This window comes from Paractinoplanes hotanensis (genome assembly GCF_023717965.1).
Taxonomy (GTDB): domain Bacteria; phylum Actinomycetota; class Actinomycetes; order Mycobacteriales; family Micromonosporaceae; genus Actinoplanes; species Actinoplanes polyasparticus.
On record NZ_JAMQOL010000015.1, the window covers coordinates 160,958 to 179,031 of the forward strand.

General features: G+C 70.4%; 14 protein-coding genes. 9 read left to right on the top strand and 5 right to left on the bottom strand.

Annotated elements, in window-relative coordinates; genetic code table 11:
- Positions 1 to 24: 24 nt before the first annotated feature.
- Positions 25 to 978: a helix-turn-helix domain-containing protein gene (locus tag LXN57_RS12325; RefSeq protein WP_251798188.1), complete on the top strand. Its 954-nt coding sequence runs from the start codon at positions 25 to 27 to the stop codon at positions 976 to 978.
- A 37-nt stretch (positions 979 to 1,015) separates the two neighbouring features.
- Here the strand turns inward: LXN57_RS12325 and LXN57_RS12330 are convergent, their stop codons facing one another.
- The 5 genes from LXN57_RS12330 to LXN57_RS12350 all read right to left on the bottom strand — a co-directional run bounded on the left by LXN57_RS12330 (position 1,016) and on the right by LXN57_RS12350 (position 6,693).
- Positions 1,016 to 1,804, bottom strand: a complete 789-nt coding sequence (locus tag LXN57_RS12330; protein ID WP_251798189.1) for a class I SAM-dependent methyltransferase — start codon at positions 1,802 to 1,804, stop codon at positions 1,016 to 1,018.
- A gap of 196 nt (positions 1,805 to 2,000) precedes the next feature.
- Positions 2,001 to 3,188 (bottom strand): CynX/NimT family MFS transporter, encoded by a 1,188-nt coding sequence (locus LXN57_RS12335; RefSeq protein WP_251798190.1) that lies wholly within the window; start codon positions 3,186 to 3,188, stop codon positions 2,001 to 2,003.
- Between the two features lie 33 nt (positions 3,189 to 3,221).
- The gene (locus tag LXN57_RS12340; protein WP_251798191.1) at positions 3,222 to 4,052 is read right to left on the bottom strand and encodes a siderophore-interacting protein; all 831 of its coding nucleotides are present in this window, start codon (positions 4,050 to 4,052) and stop codon (positions 3,222 to 3,224) included.
- A gap of 141 nt (positions 4,053 to 4,193) precedes the next feature.
- Positions 4,194 to 5,537, bottom strand: coding sequence for a hypothetical protein (locus tag LXN57_RS48170; RefSeq protein WP_308206612.1), 1,344 nt, complete (start codon positions 5,535 to 5,537; stop codon positions 4,194 to 4,196).
- Positions 5,538 to 5,940: 403 nt separating this feature from the next.
- Positions 5,941 to 6,693: a glycerophosphodiester phosphodiesterase family protein gene (locus LXN57_RS12350; protein ID WP_251798192.1), complete on the bottom strand. Its 753-nt coding sequence runs from the start codon at positions 6,691 to 6,693 to the stop codon at positions 5,941 to 5,943.
- Positions 6,694 to 6,963: 270 nt separating this feature from the next.
- Here LXN57_RS12350 and LXN57_RS12355 point away from each other — a divergent pair, with 270 nt between their 5' ends.
- The 8 genes from LXN57_RS12355 (at position 6,964) to LXN57_RS12390 (ending at position 18,012) form a co-directional block, all read left to right on the top strand.
- The gene (locus LXN57_RS12355) at positions 6,964 to 8,457 is read left to right on the top strand and encodes a GMC family oxidoreductase (protein ID WP_251798193.1); all 1,494 of its coding nucleotides are present in this window, start codon (positions 6,964 to 6,966) and stop codon (positions 8,455 to 8,457) included.
- A 16-nt stretch (positions 8,458 to 8,473) separates the two neighbouring features.
- Positions 8,474 to 9,508 carry a quaternary amine ABC transporter ATP-binding protein gene (locus tag LXN57_RS12360; protein WP_251798194.1) on the top strand — a complete coding sequence of 345 codons (1,035 nt, stop codon included), beginning with the start codon at positions 8,474 to 8,476 and terminating at the stop codon, positions 9,506 to 9,508.
- Between the two features lie 55 nt (positions 9,509 to 9,563).
- Complete coding sequence (locus tag LXN57_RS12365; RefSeq protein WP_251798195.1) at positions 9,564 to 11,525, top strand: ABC transporter permease; 1,962 nt, start codon at positions 9,564 to 9,566, stop codon at positions 11,523 to 11,525.
- Positions 11,522 to 12,478: an ABC transporter substrate-binding protein gene (locus LXN57_RS12370; protein ID WP_251798196.1), complete on the top strand. Its 957-nt coding sequence runs from the start codon at positions 11,522 to 11,524 to the stop codon at positions 12,476 to 12,478. The genes LXN57_RS12365 and LXN57_RS12370 overlap by 4 nt, the downstream gene beginning before the upstream one ends.
- 9 nt (positions 12,479 to 12,487) lie before the next feature.
- On the top strand, positions 12,488 to 14,857 hold the full coding sequence (locus LXN57_RS12375) for a GcvT family protein (protein WP_251798197.1): 2,370 nt from the start codon (positions 12,488 to 12,490) through the stop codon (positions 14,855 to 14,857).
- Between the two features lie 39 nt (positions 14,858 to 14,896).
- Positions 14,897 to 16,033 carry an N-methyl-L-tryptophan oxidase gene (gene solA / locus LXN57_RS12380; protein WP_251798198.1) on the top strand — a complete coding sequence of 379 codons (1,137 nt, stop codon included), beginning with the start codon at positions 14,897 to 14,899 and terminating at the stop codon, positions 16,031 to 16,033.
- The gene (locus tag LXN57_RS12385) at positions 16,030 to 17,148 is read left to right on the top strand and encodes an aromatic ring-hydroxylating oxygenase subunit alpha (protein WP_251798199.1); all 1,119 of its coding nucleotides are present in this window, start codon (positions 16,030 to 16,032) and stop codon (positions 17,146 to 17,148) included. The genes solA and LXN57_RS12385 overlap by 4 nt, the downstream gene beginning before the upstream one ends.
- An 87-nt stretch (positions 17,149 to 17,235) precedes the next feature.
- Entirely contained in the window at positions 17,236 to 18,012 is a 777-nt protein-coding gene (locus LXN57_RS12390; protein WP_251798200.1) for an L-type lectin-domain containing protein, read from the top strand.
- Positions 18,013 to 18,074 lie beyond the last annotated feature (62 nt).

Genomic DNA, 18,074 nt, shown 5'->3' on the forward strand with positions numbered 1-18,074 from the left:
ACAGCGTCCCTTCAGGAGTGTGTGATGACCTCACAACTCGAGCTCGCGGCCCGTACCGCGTTCGCCCAGGTGCTCACGGCCTGGCGGACCCGTCGTGGCCTCAGCAAGAAGCAGCTTGCCGCGTCGATGGGCTACCACCCGTCCTACATCAGCCACGTGGAAAGCCTGCGCCACCACCCGACCTTCGAGTTCGCCTGCCGCGCCGAGGCGGTCCTGGCGAGCGGGGGTGAAATCATTTCGCGGTACGAGCAGTGCCGGCAGGCCGCCGGCGAGCCCACACCGGTCCCGGTCGTCCGCAGCGACTACGAACCCAGCCCGATGCTGCCGGCCACCCTGGTCATCGAGGAGGAGAACGCCACCCTCGCGTACGCCGACGGGTGGTATTCCTCGCGGGTCGAGCGCGTCGTCCGCAACGTGGGGGACAGGCCCGTCACGTGCTACCCGGTGCGCGTCGACGTCGACCGCTTCCCCGACCAGCCCGGCGTCTCCCGCCAGCTCTACCACGAGAGCCCGCTGCAGCTCTCCGACCTCGACTTCCAGGCCTCCGTGGGCGATGACCGCCCGGAGCCCATGGAGGTGCGGGTGACGCGCTCCTCCGACGCGTACCTGAAAATGGTTCTGGTCTTCGGCAACGCGAGGGCGCGATTCCCGCTCTATCCGGGCGAGCGCACGCGCGTGACCTACTCGTACCGGGTGCCGGCCAACCTGTGGGGCCAGTGGTTCCAGCGCGACATTCGCTTCCCGACCCGGGCGCTGACGATGTCGCTGCGGCTGCCGGCCTCGATGGGCGCCGAGGTGAGTGCCGAGAGCCTTTCGTACGCGGGGATCAAGGGTTTCTCGCCGACCGAGTCGCCCGGTGAGAACGGCACGGTCGTCTACACGCTGCGCCTGCGCGAACTGCTGCTGACCAGCCAGATCCGGTTGCGCTGGCGGTTCGACGAGCCGGCGTCCAGCGGATGGGCCGACCTGGCCGCCTGACGCCTCCAGCCGGCTCGGCGGCCGTGTCGCATGGCCGTCAGCTGGTGTGCCGGGCGGGTGGTTTGTGGCCTCGTACGGCCCAGGCGGACGCGGTCAGTGGGATCGTTCCGTCCGGGGCCGTCGGCAGGGTCGCGCGCAGGCGTTCGCGGATAGCGGCCTGCTCGGCGGTGGTGAGCGTGGCCAGGTAGGCCGGGGCCGCGCCCTGCCCGCCCAGGAAGGGCTGCCAGAAGTCGTCGAAGCCGGCGAAGACGGTCGGGATCTCGATCGCGCGCGTGACGACGTCGTCCAGACCCGCCGCGCTCCACGCGTCGCGCAGGGCTGGCTCGCGGCAGATCGGGAAGCGCGGCCCCTCGTCCTTGTCGGCGGCGGCCGGGACCACCTCGGCCGCCGCGTCCCAGAAGTGGCGCATCATGCGCATTCCGGCGTCGTAATCCCAGACGTATGAAGCCACGATCGCTCCCGGGCCGGCCACGCGCACGAACTCGGCGACCGCTCGCTCCGGCCGCGGGACGAAGTTGAGCGCCAGCCCGCTGACCACGGCATCGACGCCCCCGCCGCGCAGTGGAAGGGCCGCCGCGTCCCCCGCCACCCGGTTGGCCGGCGCTGTGCGCAGGAAGCTGCGGGACGGATCAACCCCGATCACCGCGGCGGGAGCCGCACCGCCGAGGATCGTGCTGGTCAGCGCCCCGGTGCCGCAGCCGGCGTCCAGCCAACGGGCCCCGGCGGGCACCCCCAGCCAGCCAACGAACTCGGCAGCGACCTGGCGGCTCCAGCGGCCGACATAAGCCTCGTAGGCGGCGCCGAGCTCCCAGACGTCTGAGGTCATGCGCCGACTCTGCCCCACCCGACCCGCGGAATCGACCCCTGATCGCTCGTTGGATTTTGCTGGGTGCCACCGCCTCCCCCGCCCACCCAAGGGACAGGGGGAGAGTAGGCGGCGGGGAAGGCGGGACGCGGAGCGTTGTCCACAGCGGGATGGGTGGGGTGACCGGGTGCTGCGGTCGTCCACAGGGCGGCGGGGCTCAGACTTGACGGTCTCGGCCGGCCAGGTAACCGGCGATGATCTGGGGAACCATCAGCAGGACCATCAGCGCCAGCGGGGCGCGCCAGCCGTCGGTGGCGTCGTGCAGGGCGCCGACCAGGAACGGGCCGGGGATGGCGAAGACGTAGCCGACGCTCTGGGCGAAGGCGGAGAGCTTGACGACCGTGGCGGGGGTGCGGCCGCGGAGGGCGATCATCGTCAGGACCAGCGGGAACGCGGTGTTGACGATGCCCAGGAGCACGGCCCAGAGCCAGGGGGCGGCCGCCGGGTCGTACCAGAGACCGCCGTACCCGGCGATGCCGAAGACACCCAGGCCGACGGCTATCCAGCTCTGGCTGCGCACGCGGCCGGCGTACGCGGAAAGCGCGAACCCCAGCGGCACCCCCAGGAACGACGTGACCGCGAACAGCACGCCGGCCTCCTCGGCCGAGACGCCGGCGTCGCGGTAGATCTGCGGGAGCCAGCCGATGATCACGTACGCGGAGGTCGACTGCATGCCGAAATAGACTGCCAGCGCCCAGGCCACCGCGGTGCGGCTCAGCCGTACGGGAACCTCGGTCGTGACCTCGGCCGTGCGCACGATCGGCTCGCGGGCCAGCGGCAGCCAGGAGGGCACGGCCAGCACGGCGACCACGGCCCAGCAGGCCAGCCCGAGGCGCCAGTCACCGCCGAACGCGTGCTCGCTGAGCGGGACGGTGGTCGCGGCGGCGGTGGTCGCGCCGACGTTCAGGGCGACCGTGTAGAGGCCCGTGGTGGCGCCGACGCGGTCCGGGAAGCGCTCCTTGACGACCGATGGCAGCAGCACGTTGACCACCGCGATGCCGGCCAGCGCGACCAGGCTCAGCAGCAGGAAGAGCACGGTGCCGGGCGCGAACGGACGCACCGCCAGGCCGGCCGCGAGCACCACCAGGCCGACCAGGATCACCCGCGAGGCGCCGAAACGCCGGGCCAGGCGGGGCGCGGTCAGGCCGACTGCCGCGAAACACACCACCGGTACGGAGGTGAGCAGGCCCGCCATCGTCGAGCTCATGCCCAGGCCGTCGCGGATCTCGTCGAGCACCGGGCCGACGCTGGTCACCGCCAGCCGCAGGTTCACCGCGGCCAGCAGCAGAGCCACCAGGGCGACCCGGCGGCTGCTCTTCTTGGTCAGGTCTACGGACGCAGTCACCACTTACACATCATCGACTGCCCGAAACCCGGCTCACGACCGGTCTTGCTCCTGTTCCACCTGCTGGTTCCACTCGCGCTTGGAACTCTGCCAGCCGTCCTCGTTCAGGCCGCGGCGCCAGTAACCCGAGATCGACAGCTGGTCCATCGGGATGGCGAGCTCGTTCTTCAGGTAGCGGCGCAGATCCTTGACGAAGTTGGCCTCGCCGTGCACGAACGCCTGCACCCGGCCGGCCGGGAACTCGTACGCGCGGACGGCCTCGATCAGCGCCTCGCCGACCGGGCGGCCGCCGCGGTGCAGCCAGGTGATCTCGGCGTCGCCCGGGCACTCCAGCTTCTGCTCCTCGTCGGCGCCCTCCACCTCGATGAACGCGCGGACGGGAGCGTCGGCCGGCATGCCCTCGAGCGCGGCCGCGATGGCGGGCAGAGCGCTCTCGTCGCCGGCCAGCAGGTGCCAGTCGCTGTCGGCGCTGGGCGCGTAGCCGCCGCCCGGGCCCATGAAACGGAACGGGTCGCCCGGCTTGGCGGCCACAGCCCACGGGCCGGCGATGCCCTCGTCGCCGTGCACCACGAAGTCGATCCACATCTCGGGGATGGCCGGAAGCCACTTGCGGACCGTGTACGTGCGGACAGCGGGCCAATCCGGCCGAGGCACCGTCTCGCGGATCCGGCCCATGTCGAACGGCTCGGGGTAGACCACACCCGGCAACGGGAACAGCGCCTTGACGTAGTGGTCGGTGCAGGAGCCCGCCTCGATGCCGCGGAGGCCCTCGCCGGTGAACACCACCCGGACCATGTGCGGGGTGAGCTGTTCCACCCGGCTGACGACCGCTTCGGTCGCCGCCCGTGCCGGCCTGTCAGCCATTGCTGAACCCTCTTCCTTCGCCTACCGGGTCGTCGGCTGGTAAGGTTACCCTCACTTTTCCGATCGCAGGTGCCGGCGGGATTCTCGGCACACGAAAAGGGCGGCCCGCGAACCGCGGACCGCCCCTCGTTCTCGTGCCGGTTACTCCCAGGTGCTGCCCGGGAGGCGGCGGCGCCGGGTCAGCGCCATGATGATCAGGCCGATCATCAGCAGGACCGCCGCGCCGCCGACCACCGCGACCGTATTGTTGCCGGTCTTGGCGAGCAGGCTGCCGTCGTCCTTCTTGGCGCTCTCGGCCTGCACCTGGGCGACCTGTTCGGCCACGGGCGCCTTGTTGCCGGAGTTGAACTGGCCGTCTTCGTACGTGTAGTCGTTGCCGCCCGCCGCGGCCGCGCTGCTGCTGCTCGCGCGCGGCTTCGGGGCCTTCGTCGCGGGCGGGGCCTCGTTCTGGTTGTTCTCGTTCGCGTTGTCGCTGTTATCGCTGTTGTCGCTGTCATTGCCGCTGTTCGCGTTGCCGCCGGTGGCCGGCTTGGTGGTCGCCGGAGCCTTCGTGGTGGTCGGCTTGGTCGTGGTGGCCGGCTTGGTCGGGTCGGGGGTGAAGTCGTCCTTCACCGTCGGCGCCGTGGGGTTGTTAACCGGGGGCTTGGTCGGCTTGGTCGGCGCGACGGTGCTGTTGGGGTTGCCCGGCGTACCGCCGTTGCCCCCGTTGTCGCCGCCGCCGTTGTTACCGCCGCCGTTGTTACCGCCGCCGTTGTCGCCGCCGCCACCGTTGCGGACGGTGATGCGGACCGAGTCGATCGCTGGGGTCTGATTGGCGCGGACCATCATCGGCACGCGGTGGGAGCCGTCACCGGCCCACGAGGCGCACTGCGCGGTTCCCTCGGCCGGCACGCCCGGCACGGCGATGGTCACCTCGTCGGGGGTGGCGCCACCCTTGCTGTCCTCGGTGGCGACGAAGAAGGCCGGCACCGGGTCGGGCTGGGGCGCCTCGTTGGTGTTCTCGAGCATGCGGCACGCGGTGTGGAAGTGGCCGCGGACGAGACCGCCCCGCAGCACCGAACTCTCCACGTAGTAGCCACCCTTGCCGGCCGCGAGGAAGCGGTCGCGGATCAGGTTGCGGGTGCTGACCTTCAGCGAGAACGGCGTGTTGGGCGCGACCGCGACGGGCGCCTCGGTGATCAGCAGGCTCGGGTTGTCCTTGGCCTCGCCGATCTCACCGAACTCGGTGGAGACACAGCGGCTGCCCAGCTGGAAGCCGTCGTGCGGCGTCAGATTGCTGTCGACACACGTGTCGGTCAGGATCACCTGGCCGTTGACGACCTTGCCGGCGCCACTGCCCTCGGGCCGGTCGTTCTCGGCGGCGCCCGACAGCGAGGCGAAGCCGACGGCCGCACCCAGGGCGGCGATCACCGCTCCGGCCGCGAACAACCGTCGGTTGCGTCCCGACGGCGTGGCGGCCGCGCGGCGGTAAGCAGACCTACGCATGCGTCATACCTCAATCTTCGCGGAATCCACCCGGCCCAAATTCCGACCGGCTCCCCGACGGTAAGAGCCACCCCGTCGGAATGCAATTCCGCCAGCGAACTTGATGAATTCTTAGCCCAGACTTAAAGAAAAAATATGGGTGACCCGCCGAACCCTCGGCATCCTCCGAACGGCCGATGTCCAGGGTTCAACCAAGATCGCAAAAACTTGGCTGAGCTGGGACTTCTTCGCTGGGCCCTCCGGTGACGCTCCGGGGTCGGCCGACGACGGGTCCGCACCAAGAAATGTAATGCATGGTAGACCGGATGCGCCTTGGAACAAGCTGGGAAAACGGTTCCCGCAGCTTATCGGCGCGATTCTCCGGCAATTTCCGCCGGTCGGCCGGCGCCCGCGCGGAGCGCTGTCAGGGCCAGATGCCGCGGGCGCGGTACACGTCGCGGAGGACTGTCAGGCGGTCGGTCATGATGCCGTCCACGCCGAGATCCAGCAGGCGGATCATCTCGGCGGGGTCGTCGATCGTCCACACGTGGACCTGCAGGCCCAGGCGGTGGGCCAGGGCCAGGAAGCGGCGGTCGACCACGGTGATCCGGCCGAGGCGCGGGGGGACCTGGACGGCGGCCACCGACGAGGGCAGGCGCAGGGGTGCGCCGATCAGCGAGGCCAAGCGCAGGCGGGTCACCGACCGGGAGCCCATGGACGTGGCGATCGCCGGGCCGGCCAGTGCGCGGACCGCGGCCAGGCGGCGGTCGCTGAAGGAAGCCAGCAGGACGCGGTCGGCGGCGCCGGAGCGCAGGATCGTGTCGACGGTTGGCGCCACGCCCGGGTCGGCCTTGATGTCGATGTTGAAGCGGATCTCGGGCCAGGCGGCCAGGACCTCGTCGAGGCGGGGGACGAGGGCGGCGCCGGCTATCCGGACGGACTGGAGGCCGGACCAGGTCAGGTCGGAGATGCGGCCGGCCTGGCCAGTCACGCGGTCGAGGGTGGAGTCGTGGAAGACGACCGCTACGCCGTCGGCGGTGGCGTGCACGTCGGTCTCGACGTAGCGGTAGCCGAGCTTCACGGCGCGCTCGAAGGCTTCGACCGTGTTCTCGTCGCCGTCGGCCGCGCCGCCGCGGTGGGCGAACGCCAGGGGCGTCGGGGCGTCGAGGAAGGGCACGAGCCGATCGTAGGGCCGCCCCGATCACGTGCCGCTGGGGAGGCGGCGTCATCCGGCCCGGAGCGGCGCAGGACTCACCGGTGTCGCGACCGGATGGCCGGCGGCGACAAAACGGCTGATAAGCGCAGCCCAGACTTTGATCTATGGGGCTGCCTTTGTTGCACTGAGGTAAAAGTCTGTTGTTGACATTGACCGACGCCACCGGGACTGATGATTCTTTGTCCACGGCTCGGCGGAAGGTGGCGCACACTGGAAACCATCGAGTACGACGTGGTGATCATCGGCGGTGGTACGGCCGGGTCGGTCGTTGCGTCGCGGCTGTCGGCCGATCCGGGGTTGCGCGTCGGCGTGGTCGAGGGCGGGCCTTCCGACGTGGGTGACCAGGCGATTCTTCGGTTGCGCAACTGGCTCGACCTGCTCGAGGGCGAGTACGACTACGACTATCCGATCGTGCCGCAGGCGCGCGGCAACTCGCATCTGCGGCATGCCCGGGCGCGGGTGCTGGGCGGCTGTTCGTCGCACAACACCATGATCAGTTTTCTGCCACCGCCCGGCGATTTCGCGGACTGGGTCGACGCGGGCGCCACCGGGTGGTCGTACGAGGAAATGGCGCCCCTGTGGAAGCGGCTGGCGGTGAACATCACCCCGGTAGCCGAGCGTGACCGCAACCCGTTGACCGAGGATTTCGTCACTTCTTGTCACACTGCCCTGGGGGTCCCGATCCACGAGGACTTCAACGCCGCGCCGTTTGCCGACGGCGTCGGGTTCTTCCCCGTGGGCTACTACCCCGAGACGGGCGTCCGCTCCTCGGCCTCGGTCGCCTACCTGCACCCGCATCTCGACCGGCCCAACCTGACGATCCACACCGAGCACTGGGCGTTCCACCTCGATCCGGAGAAGGGCGTTCTGGTCCGGAGCGGCACGACGACCAAGCTCATCAAGGCACGACATGAATACGTGCTGTGCGCGGGCGCCATCGACACTCCGCGACTGCTTCTGCTGTCCGGCATCGGGCCGGCGGCCGAGCTGCAGAAGCTCGGCATCGCCGTGCAACGGGACCTGCCGGGCGTCGGCGAGAACCTGCTCGACCACCCGGAGTCGCTGATCCTGTGGGAGGCGAGCCGCCCGATCCCGCCGATGTCGGCCATGGACTCGGATGCGGGACTCTTCGTGCGCCGCGAGCCGGGCGCCACGCGTCCCGACCTGATGTTCCACCTGTATCAGATCCCGTTCACGTTCAACACCGAGCGGCTCGGCTACGACGTGCCCGAACACGGCTTCGGCATGACGCCCAACGTGCCCCGTCCCCGCAGCGCCGGCCGGCTCACCCTGGCCGACGCCGACCCGGCGACCAAGCCGCTGCTCGACTTCCGCTACTTCACCGACCCCGAGGGCTACGACGAGCGGACGATCGTGGACGGGCTGCGCCTGGCCCGGGAGGTGGCGGCGACCGAGCCCTTCGCGTCGTGGATCGCCCGGGAGATCGCGCCCGGGCCCGCGCTGCGAACCGATCAAGAGCTTTCCGCGTACGGGCGAGCCGCGCACCACACCGTCTATCACCCCGCCGGCACGTGCCGGATGGGCGCCGCCGCGGACGAGCAAGCGGTCGTGGATCCCGAGTTGCGGCTGCGCGGCGTGCCCAACGTCCGGATCGCCGACGCCTCGATCTTCCCGCTCATGCCCTCGGTGAATCCGATGGTGACCGTGCTGATGATCGGCGAACGAGCGGCCGACCTGATCCAGGCCGAGCTGACCGGACACTAGGGACCAGGGGACCGGGATGACACCGATGATCGCGGTAGCGGATCTGTGGAAGGTGTTCGGGCCTCGAGCCGACCGGGTCGTGGGTACGCCGCTGGCCGAGCTTTCCCCGGCTGAGCTGCGGACCCGGACGGGCTGCCTGGCCGCCGTACGCGATGTCAGCTTCGACGTGCGGCCGGGTGAGGTCTTCGTGGTGATGGGCCTGTCCGGCAGCGGGAAGTCGACGCTGGTCCGCTGCCTGACCCGGCTGATCGAGCCGACCAGCGGCGAGATCAGCATCGGCGGCGAATCGGTGCGGGCGATGGGCCCGAAGCGCTTGCGGGAGCTGCGCCGCCGACAGGTCGCGATGGTGTTCCAGCACTTCGGGCTGTTGCCGCACCGTCCGGTGCTCGACAACGTGGCGTACGGCCTCGAGATCCAGGGCATGCCGCGGGCCGAGCGGCACCGGCGGGCCACCGAGACGCTGGCCCTGGTCGGCCTGGAGGGACAGGAGCACCAGTACCCCGATCAGCTCTCGGGCGGCATGCAGCAGCGGGTCGGCCTGGCCCGGGCGCTCGCAGGCGATCCGGAGGTGCTGCTCTTCGACGAGCCGTTCAGCGCGCTCGACCCGCTGATCCGCCGCGACATGCAGGCCGAGGTGCGCCGGCTGCACGCCGAGGTGGGCAAGACGCTGGTCTTCATCACGCACGACCTGGCCGAGGCGCTGACCCTGGGCGACCGGATCGCCGTCCTCCGCGACGGCGGGCTGGTGCAGGTGGGCACGCCGGAAGAGCTGGTCGGGGCGCCGGCCGACTCCTATGTGGCCGACTTCGTCCGCGACGTGCCCCGCTCCGACGTGCTGACGCTGCGGTGGATCATGCGCGATCCGGCCCCGGGCGAGCTCTGCGAGGACGAACCCCTGAGCCACGGTACGGTCATCCGCGACGCGGTCCACCGGGTGCTCCGCTCCGACCGCCCCATCGCGGTGGTCGACGGCCGCGAGCGGCTCGGAGTGATCGACGCCGACCAGCTGCTCCCCGCGCTGATCAGCCACCACCGCCAGGTGCCGGCATGAGCCCCGGCCCACCGGCCGTACGAGGCAACCGGCCCGGATCGGGGAGGCGCCGCGCATGACCGCGACGGTTCCGCCGCCTCCGGTGCTGCAGCCGGGCGGGCGCCTGCTGACGGCGGCGAGCGACACGGCCGTTCCCCGTCGGCGCGGCCGGTTGCGGAGCCGGACGGTGGCCGTGGTTCTGGTCGCCGTGACCGTGGTGGCCCATCTGGTGTTCCGGACGGACGGAGCGGCCGACAGCAGCGACGCGGCCGCGTTCCGGTTCTTCGACAGCGTGCGCGACTGGGTCGACGCCAATCGCGACACCAGCCCGGTCTTCCTCTACGGCCTCAACTACCTGCGGCTGGGCGTGCGGCTGCTGGTCGACGGCGTGCACGCCGCGCTCACCGGGCTCGGCTTCGCCGGCCTGGTGGCGGCGGTGGCGGCGATCGGCGCGGTGCTGGCCGGGTGGCGCACGGGACTGCTGGCGCTGGGTGGGTTCCTCGCCTTCGGGGTGCTGGGGCTGTGGGAGCAGAGCGTCGACACGCTGGTGCTGACGGTCTCGGCGGTGCTGCTCTCGGTGCTGATCGGCGTGCCGTTGGGGATCCTGGCGGCCCGGGTGCGGTGGGTCGGGGCGACGCTGCGGCCGGTGCTCGACGTCATGCAGATCATGCCGACCTTCGCCTACCTGGCCCCGATGACGCTGCTCTTCCTGATCGGGGAGCCGGCTGCGGTGATCGCTACGATGATCTATGCGGTGCCCGCCACGATCCGGATCACGGCGCTGGGCATCGGCGAGGTGTCGCCCACGGCGGTGGAGGCGGCCACGGCGCTCGGGTCGACCCGGTGGCAGCTGCTGAGCAAGGTGCGGCTGCCGATGGCCCGGACGACGATCGCGCTCGCGGTCAACCAGACGATCATGCTGGCGCTGTCGATGGTGGTGATCACCGCCCTGATCGACGCGCCCGGCCTGGGCCAGAACATCGTGAGCGCGTTGCAGCGGGTCAACGTGGGCGCGGCCTTCGACGCCGGGCTGGCCATCGTGATCCTGGCCGTGGTGCTCGACCGGATCACGACGAACGCCGCCCGGCGCACCCGCGTTCACCGCACGGACCAGCAGCGCCGGTGGCGCTGGATCGGTGTGGGCCTCGCCCTCGTCGCCATCGTGTTGATCTCCGCCATAAAGATCAACCCCGAGGATCTGCCCGGCTATTCGTTCGCGGCGCCGGTCAACGATCTGGTCGGCTGGATCGAACTGCACTGGTACGACGCCACCGAGGGCCTGAAGAACGGCATCAGCGCGGGCGTGCTCGATCCCCTCGAGACCGTGCTGGTGACGACGCCGTGGTGGCTCTTCGTGGCTGTTGTGGCCGCCTTCGGCACGCTGATCAGCGGCTGGCGGGCGGCCGTGATCGCCGCGCCGGCCGCGGCCGGGATCGCGGGCCTGGGCCTCTGGCAGCACTCGATGCAGACCCTGGCCACGGTGCTCGTCGCGATCGTGCTGACGATGGTCCTCGGCGTCGCGATCGGTGTCTTCTGCGCGCGTCACGATCGCCTCGCCGCCGGAATCCGTCCGCTGCTGGACGCCGCCCAGACCATGCCGTCGTTCGTGTATCTGCTGCCGGCGGTGGCGCTCTTCGGCGCGAGCCGCTTCACCGCGATCGTCGCCGCCGTCATCTTCGCCGTGCCGCCGGTCGTGCGCCTGGTCGAACGCGGGCTGCGCGACGTGCCGCCGACCGTCGTCGAGGCCGCGCTCTCAGCCGGCTCGACACCGCGCCAACTGCTCTGGAAGGTGCAGCTGCCGATGGCCCGCGGCGGCCTGCTGCTCGCGGCCAACCAGGGGATCGTCATGGTCCTCGCCATGGTGGTGGTGGGCGGCCTGGTCGGCGCCGGGGCCCTCGGATATGACGTCGTCGCCGGCTTCTCACAGCGCGAGCTCTTCGGCCAGGGCCTGGCCGCCGGACTCGCCATCGTGTTGCTCGGCATCGTGCTCGACCGCTTGACCCAGGGTTTCCACCACTCGAAGGGACCTCGTCGATGAGAACTCTGCGAACGGCCGCCGCGGCGGCGCTGATAGTGACCCTGACCGCGTGCGGCGGCACCACCTCGGGGGCGGGGGAGGACGAGCCGAGCGCCGGCGCCAAGGGCACGGTGAACCTCGCGATCAACCCGTGGGTGGGCTACGAGGCGAACGCCGCGGTGATCGCCTACCTGCTCGAGAAGAAGATGGGCTACACGGTCGAGAAGAAGGAGCTCAAGGAGGAGATCGCCTGGCAGGGCTTCGAGACCGGCGAGGTCGACGCGATCGTCGAGAACTGGGGGCATCCCGACCTCAAGAAGACCTACATCGAGGACAAGAAGGTCGCGGTCGAGGTGGGCCCGACAGGCAACCAGGGCGTGATCGGCTGGTACGTGCCGCAGTGGATGGTGGACAAGTATCCCGACATCACCGACTGGAAGAGCCTCGACAAGTACGCCGACCTGTTCAAGACCTCGGAGTCGAAGGGCAAGGGTCAGTTCCTGGCGGGCGATCCGTCCTTCGTCACCAACGACGAGGCGCTGGTCACCAACCTGAAGCTGAACTACACCGTCGTCTACTCGGGCAGCGAGGCGGCGATCATCAAGGCCGCCCAGCAGGCCTCGGCGCAGACCAAGCCGCTGCTCTTCTACTTCTATGAGCCGCAGTGGCTGTTCGCCAAGGAGAAGTACGTGCGGGTGAAGCTGCCCGAGTACAAGGAGGGCTGCGACGCGGACCCGAAGAAGGTGGCCTGCGACTATCCCGACTACGTGCTCGACAAGATCGCCAGCAAGAAGTTCGCCGACGGCAACAGCACCGCCTATCAGCTGGTCAAGAACTTCCAGTGGACCAACGACGACCAGAACCTCGTCTCGGACTACCTCACCAACCAGGGCATGTCGGCCGAGCAGGCGGCCGAGAAGTGGGTGAACGAGCACGAGAGCACGTGGAAGCCCTGGATCCCGGCGGGTAGCTGAGACGCCGCCATGACTGGACCGAAGGTTGTGATCATCGGCGCGGGCATTGTGGGCTGCGCCCTCGCCGATGAGCTGACCGCGCGCGGCTGGACCGACGTGACCGTGCTCGAGCAGGGGCCGCTCTTCGTGACCGGCGGTTCCAGCTCGCACGCGCCGGGACTCGTCTTCCAGACCAACCCGTCGCGGACCATGGCCCGGATGGCCCGCTACACCGTCGAGAAGCTGACCGGGCTGGACTGCTTCCGGCCGGTCGGCAGCCTCGAAGTGGCGACGACGCCGGAGCGGATGCGGGAGTTGCATCGCCGCTTCGGCTTCGGCCAGTCGTGGGGGATCGGCTCCCGGATCATCGACCCGGCCGCCTGCGCCGAGCTGTTTCCCCTGCTCGACACGGACCGGCTGGAGGGCGGCCTGCACGTGCCGACCGACGGCCTGGCCGAGGCGGTCAAGGCCGGTGAGCGGCAGGCGGAACGGGCGCAGGAGAACGGCGCCCGGTTTGTCGGCCAGGCCCGGGTGGTCGAGTTGATCACCGCCAACGGGCGGATCGCCGGCGCGCGGACGGACGAGCAGACCTTCGCAGCCGACATCGTCGTCAGCTGCGCCGGCTTCTGGGGGCCGAGGATCGGGGCCATGGCCGGCGTCACGATCCCGCTGTTGCCGATGGCCCACCAGTACGTGCGGACCGGCGCCGCCGGCGCCGCGGACACGATGCCGATCGTGCGACATCAGGACCGCGACCTCTATTTCCGGGCCCACGGCGCGGGCCTGGGCATCGGCTCGTATCTGCACGAGCCGATGCCGGTGAGCCTGGATGAACTGGCCGGCGGTGCGCACCCGTCGATGCTCCCGTTCACCCCCGGCACTTTCGCCGAATCCTGGGCGGCCGCCGGCGACCTTCTGCCCGTTGTCAAGGATGTCGAACGGACGGCCGGCTTCAACGGCGTCTTCTCGTTCACGGCCGACGGTTTCCCGCTGCTCGGCGAGGCGCCCGGATTGCCGGGGTTCTGGGTGGCCGAGGCGATCTGGGTGACCCACTCGGCCGGCGCCGCCCGCGCGGTCGCCGAGTGGCTGGTCACCGGCCGCCCGAGCATCGACCTGCACGAGTGCGACCTCAACCGCTTCGACCCGGCCCAGCTGGCGCCGGCCTACACCCGGGAACGGTCGATCCGCAGCTTCGTCGAGGTCTACGACATCGTCCATCCGCTCGACCCGCCCAGCGTCCGCAACGTCCGCACCACCCCGTTCCACGCCCGGCACGTCGAGCTGGGAGCGGTGTTCGGCGAGGCCGCGGGGTGGGAGAGGCCCCTGTGGTACGCGTCGAACGGGACGTACGCGTCGAACGAGGAGCCCGCGGCGAGCGACCGGGACAGCTGGTCGAGCCGCCACTGGTCGCCGATCGCCGGGACCGAAGCCCGGGCCACGCGCGAGCGGGTCGCCCTCTACGACATGACCCCGCTCATGCGCCTCGAGGTCAGCGGCCCGGTGCGCTTCCTGCAGGCCTTGACCAGCAACAACATCGACAAGCCGGTCGGCTCGGTGACGTACACGCTGCTGCTCGACGACGCCGGCAAGGTGCGCAGCGACGTCACCGTGGCCCGGCTGGGCGAGGAGCGCTTCCAGATCGGTGTCAACGGCCCGCTCGACCTGCACTGGCTGCGCGGACACGCTCCCGGCGTCCACGTACGCGACATCACCGGCGCCACCGGAGGCCTGGGGGTCTGGGGGCCGCGAGCCCGCGACCTGGTGGCCCCGCTCACCGACATCGACGTCTCGCGCGAGAGCTTCCGCTACTTCCAGGCGCGGGAGGGCTACCTCGGCACGGTGCCGGTCACGATGCTCCGTCTCTCGTACGTCGGGGAACTGGGCTGGGAGATCTACACGCGCGCCGACTGCGGCCTCAAGCTGTGGGACACCCTGTGGGAGGCCGGTCGGGAGCTCGGCATCGTCGCCGCCGGCCGGGCCGCCTTCTCGAGCCTGCGCCTCGAGAAGGGCTACCGGCTGTGGGGCGCCGACATGACCACCGAGGACACTCCGTACGAGGCGGGCCTGGGTTTTGCCGTGCGTGGCGACGCCGGGGACTTCCTCGGGAAGGACGCGCTCGACGAGAAACCCGAGCGGCTGCTGACCTGCCTGCTGCTGGACGACGCCGGCGCCGTGCCGATGGGACGCGAGCCGGTTTATGCCGGGGGCGACCCGGTCGGTTTCGTGACCAGCGCGGCCTTCGGCCACACCGTCGGGGCGCCGATCGCGTACGCCTGGCTCCCGGCCGCCCTGGCCGTGCCCGGCACCGAGGTGTCGATCGGGTACTTCGACCGCCGGCTCCGCGCCACCGTCGCCGCCGAGCCGCTCTTCGACCCTCGGCACGAACGGCTCCGCGCCTGAGAACAGCCGGAAGAACTGCCTGAACGACAGGAGGCGCCCATGTCGGCGTACGACGTGATTGTTGTCGGTCTGGGCGGCATGGGCAGCGCCGCCGCCTTCCAGCTCGCGGCGCGCGGCCAACGGGTGCTGGGCCTGGAGAAGTACGGCCCGGCGCACGACCGCGGGGCCAGCCACGGCGGGTCCCGGGTCACCCGGCAGTCGTATTTCGAGGGCCCCGAGTACGTGCCGCTGCTGCTGCGCGCGTACGACCTGTTCGACCAGCTCGCCACCGACTCCGGCCGGGACGTGATCACGCTGACCGGCGGCGTGATGATCGGCCGCCCGGAGAGCCGGACGGTCGCCGGCAGCCGGGCCAGCGCCGAGCAGTGGGGCCTGGAGCACGAGATCCTGGACGCCAAGGACCTGCGCCGCCGCTTCCCGACGCTGGCGCCGCAGCCCGACGAGATCGCGCTGTTCGAGGCCCGGGCGGGGTTCGTCCGGCCCGAGGCGACCGTGGCCGCGAACCTGCAGCTCGCCACGAAACACGGTGCCGACCTGCGCTTCCATGAGCCGATGACGAGCTGGGAACCGGCCGGCGACGGGGTGCGGGTGACCACCGGGCAGGGCTCGTACACGGCCGGCCAGCTGGTGCTCGCGCCCGGGCCGTGGGCGCCCGAGCTGCTGGCCGATCTGGGCATCGAGTTCCGCATCGAGCGCCAGGTGCAGTACTGGTATCAGCCGCGCGGCGGTGTCGAGCCGTTCCTGCCCGACCGCCATCCGATCTATATCTGGGAGGACGCCGAGGGCGGTCAGATCTACGGCTTCCCGGCGATCGACGGGCCGGACGGGGGCGCCAAGATCGCGTTCTTCCGCCGGGGCACGCCGACCACACCGGACACGCTGGACACCGAGGCGCACGCGAACGAGATCGCCGAGATGGCCGACTACTGCGGGCGCCGGCTGCCCGATCTGCCCGGCCGGTTCCTGCGCGGTGAGCCCTGCATGTACAGCACGACCCCGGACGAGCATTTCGTCGTCGCCCGCCATCCGGAGCACGAGTCGGTGACCGTGGCCTGTGGTTTCTCGGGCCACGGGTTCAAGTTCGTGACGGTGGTGGGCGAGATCCTGGCCGACCTGGCGACCTGCGGGGCGACCGTCCATCCGATCGGCCTGTTCGACCCGAGGCGGTTCCGGTGACCTCATCCCTGATTCCCACGCTGGCCGGCCACTACTACACCGACCCGTCGATCTTCGCGCGCGAGCAGGAGGCGATCTTCGAGCGGATGTGGTTCTGCGTCGCGCGCGGGGCCGACGTCGGCACGCCCGGCCGCTTCCGCACGGTCGAGGTCGGCCGGGAGAACCTGATCATCACGCGCTCGGCGGACGGGCGGGCGCGGGCGTTCCTCAACGTCTGCCGGCACCGCGGCGCCCGCGTCTGCGTCGAGGACTCGGGAAACGTGAAGCGGACGTTCAAATGCTCGTACCACGCGTGGGCGTACGGCCTCGACGGCAAGCTCGTGGCCGCGCCCAACCTGGTCAAGATGCCCGACGTCGACCGGGTGGAGTACGGCCTGCGCCCGGTGCACGTGCGCGAGTGGCTCGGCTACGTCTGGGTGTGCCTGGCCGACGACCCGCCGAGCTTCGAGCAGGACGTCATGGGCGCGTGCGTGGAGCGCCTGGGTGATCTCGGCGCGATCGACCGTTACGGCCTGGACTCGCTCGAGGTGGGCCGGCGGATCCGGTACGACGTGGCGGCCAACTGGAAGCTGATCATCGAGAACTTCATGGAGTGCTACCACTGCTCGACGATCCACCCCGAACTGGTGCAGGTGCTGCCGGAGTTCGCCGGGGGGTACGCCGCGCAGTACTACGTGGGCCACGGCGCCGAGTTCGGCCGGGACGTCGAGGGCTTCACCGTGGACGGCCGCCCCGGCGTGGCGACGATCGACTCCCTCGCCGCCGAGCAGGACCGGCGCTACTACGCGATCACGGTCAAGCCGCAGGTCTTCGTCAACCTGGTGCCCGACCACGTGATCTTCCACCGGATGTACCCGCTGGCCGTGGACCGCACGATCGTCGAGTGTGACTGGTTGTTCCGGCCCGACGTGGTGGCCTCGGGCGCCGACCTGAGCCGCTCGGTGGAGCTCTTCGACCGGGTCAACCGGCAGGACTTCGAGGCGTGTGAGCGCTGTCAGCCGTCGATGGCCTCCCGGGCGTACGCGCGCGGGGGTGTGCTCGTTCCGAGCGAGCACCACATCGGGGCGTTCCATTCGTGGCTAACGGACCGAGTGCCTACTATTCGGGATAAATAGCATCGTCTCGGTCACGCGGTTCTGCGCGCTGCCCTACCTTAGGCCACGTCCTAGTGGGGCAAAATATCCGAATTGGAGCGCAGAACTGTGTCTTCCTCACGTTCCTCCAGGGCGGTGCGGGGTGGCCTCGCCGCTGCCCTGACCCTCTCGATAGCCGCATCGGGAGCACCCGCTTCCGCCGCCGACGACGACCCGCTGATCGACTACCCGACCTTCAAGGGCGCCTCGAAGAGCCTGGACCGCAACGGCGCGGCCGACCTGATCCTGTCGTCCGGCGACAAGGCCCGGCAGAAGATCCTGCGGCTCACCCCGGGCGGCTACCGCCAGTCCGGCTCGGCCTGGGCGTCCTCGAAGCTCGACGTCACGCAGTCCTTCGAGTCCGCGTTCAAGGTCTACCTGCACCACTTCCGGCCGGGCGCGGACGGCATCGCGTTCGTCGTGCAGACCAAGGGACCGCGGGCGCTCGGCGGCTGGGGCGGCGGCCTGGGCTACCGCGGCATCGAGCCCAGCCTGGCCGTCGAGTTCGACACCTACCAGAACCCGTACGACCCGAGTGGGAACCACCTCGCGGTCGTGCTGGGCGGCAACCCGGACTACCAGACCGACACGGCCGAGGCCCCGATCCCGCTGTTCGGCAAGCCGTTCAACGCCCGGGTCGTCTACGACGCCGAGTCGTCGCTGCTGAGCGTCTATGTCAAGTCGCTGAGCGCGGGCTCGATCGAACAGCTGGTGCTGGAGCGGGAGATCGACCTCGCCGCGCACGTCCGCGACACCGAGGCCTGGATCGGATTCACCGCGTCGACCGGCACCGGCCTGTCGAAGCAGGACATCTACTCCTGGACCGTTCAGGGTTCCGGCGCCTGACCAGGTGGCCCGCCGGTTCCGGTGAACGGCGCCGGCGGGCGCCTTCCGCACGACCCCACCGA

Bases quoted from the DNA above. Each gene is read 5' to 3' on its own strand.
- LXN57_RS12365 (WP_251798195.1), top strand. From the start codon at position 9,564: ATGACCGCGACGGTTCCGCCGCCTCCGGTGCTGCAGCCGGGCGGGCGC.
- LXN57_RS12340 (WP_251798191.1), bottom strand. From the start codon at position 4,052: ATGGCTGACAGGCCGGCACGGGCGGCGACCGAAGCGGTCGTCAGCCGG.
- LXN57_RS48170 (WP_308206612.1), bottom strand. From the start codon at position 5,537: ATGCGTAGGTCTGCTTACCGCCGCGCGGCCGCCACGCCGTCGGGACGC.
- LXN57_RS12325 (WP_251798188.1), top strand. From the start codon at position 25: ATGACCTCACAACTCGAGCTCGCGGCCCGTACCGCGTTCGCCCAGGTG.
- LXN57_RS12330 (WP_251798189.1), bottom strand. From the start codon at position 1,804: ATGACCTCAGACGTCTGGGAGCTCGGCGCCGCCTACGAGGCTTATGTC.
- LXN57_RS12370 (WP_251798196.1), top strand. From the start codon at position 11,522: ATGAGAACTCTGCGAACGGCCGCCGCGGCGGCGCTGATAGTGACCCTG.
- LXN57_RS12360 (WP_251798194.1), top strand. From the start codon at position 8,474: ATGACACCGATGATCGCGGTAGCGGATCTGTGGAAGGTGTTCGGGCCT.
- solA (WP_251798198.1), top strand. From the start codon at position 14,897: ATGTCGGCGTACGACGTGATTGTTGTCGGTCTGGGCGGCATGGGCAGC.
- LXN57_RS12375 (WP_251798197.1), top strand. From the start codon at position 12,488: ATGACTGGACCGAAGGTTGTGATCATCGGCGCGGGCATTGTGGGCTGC.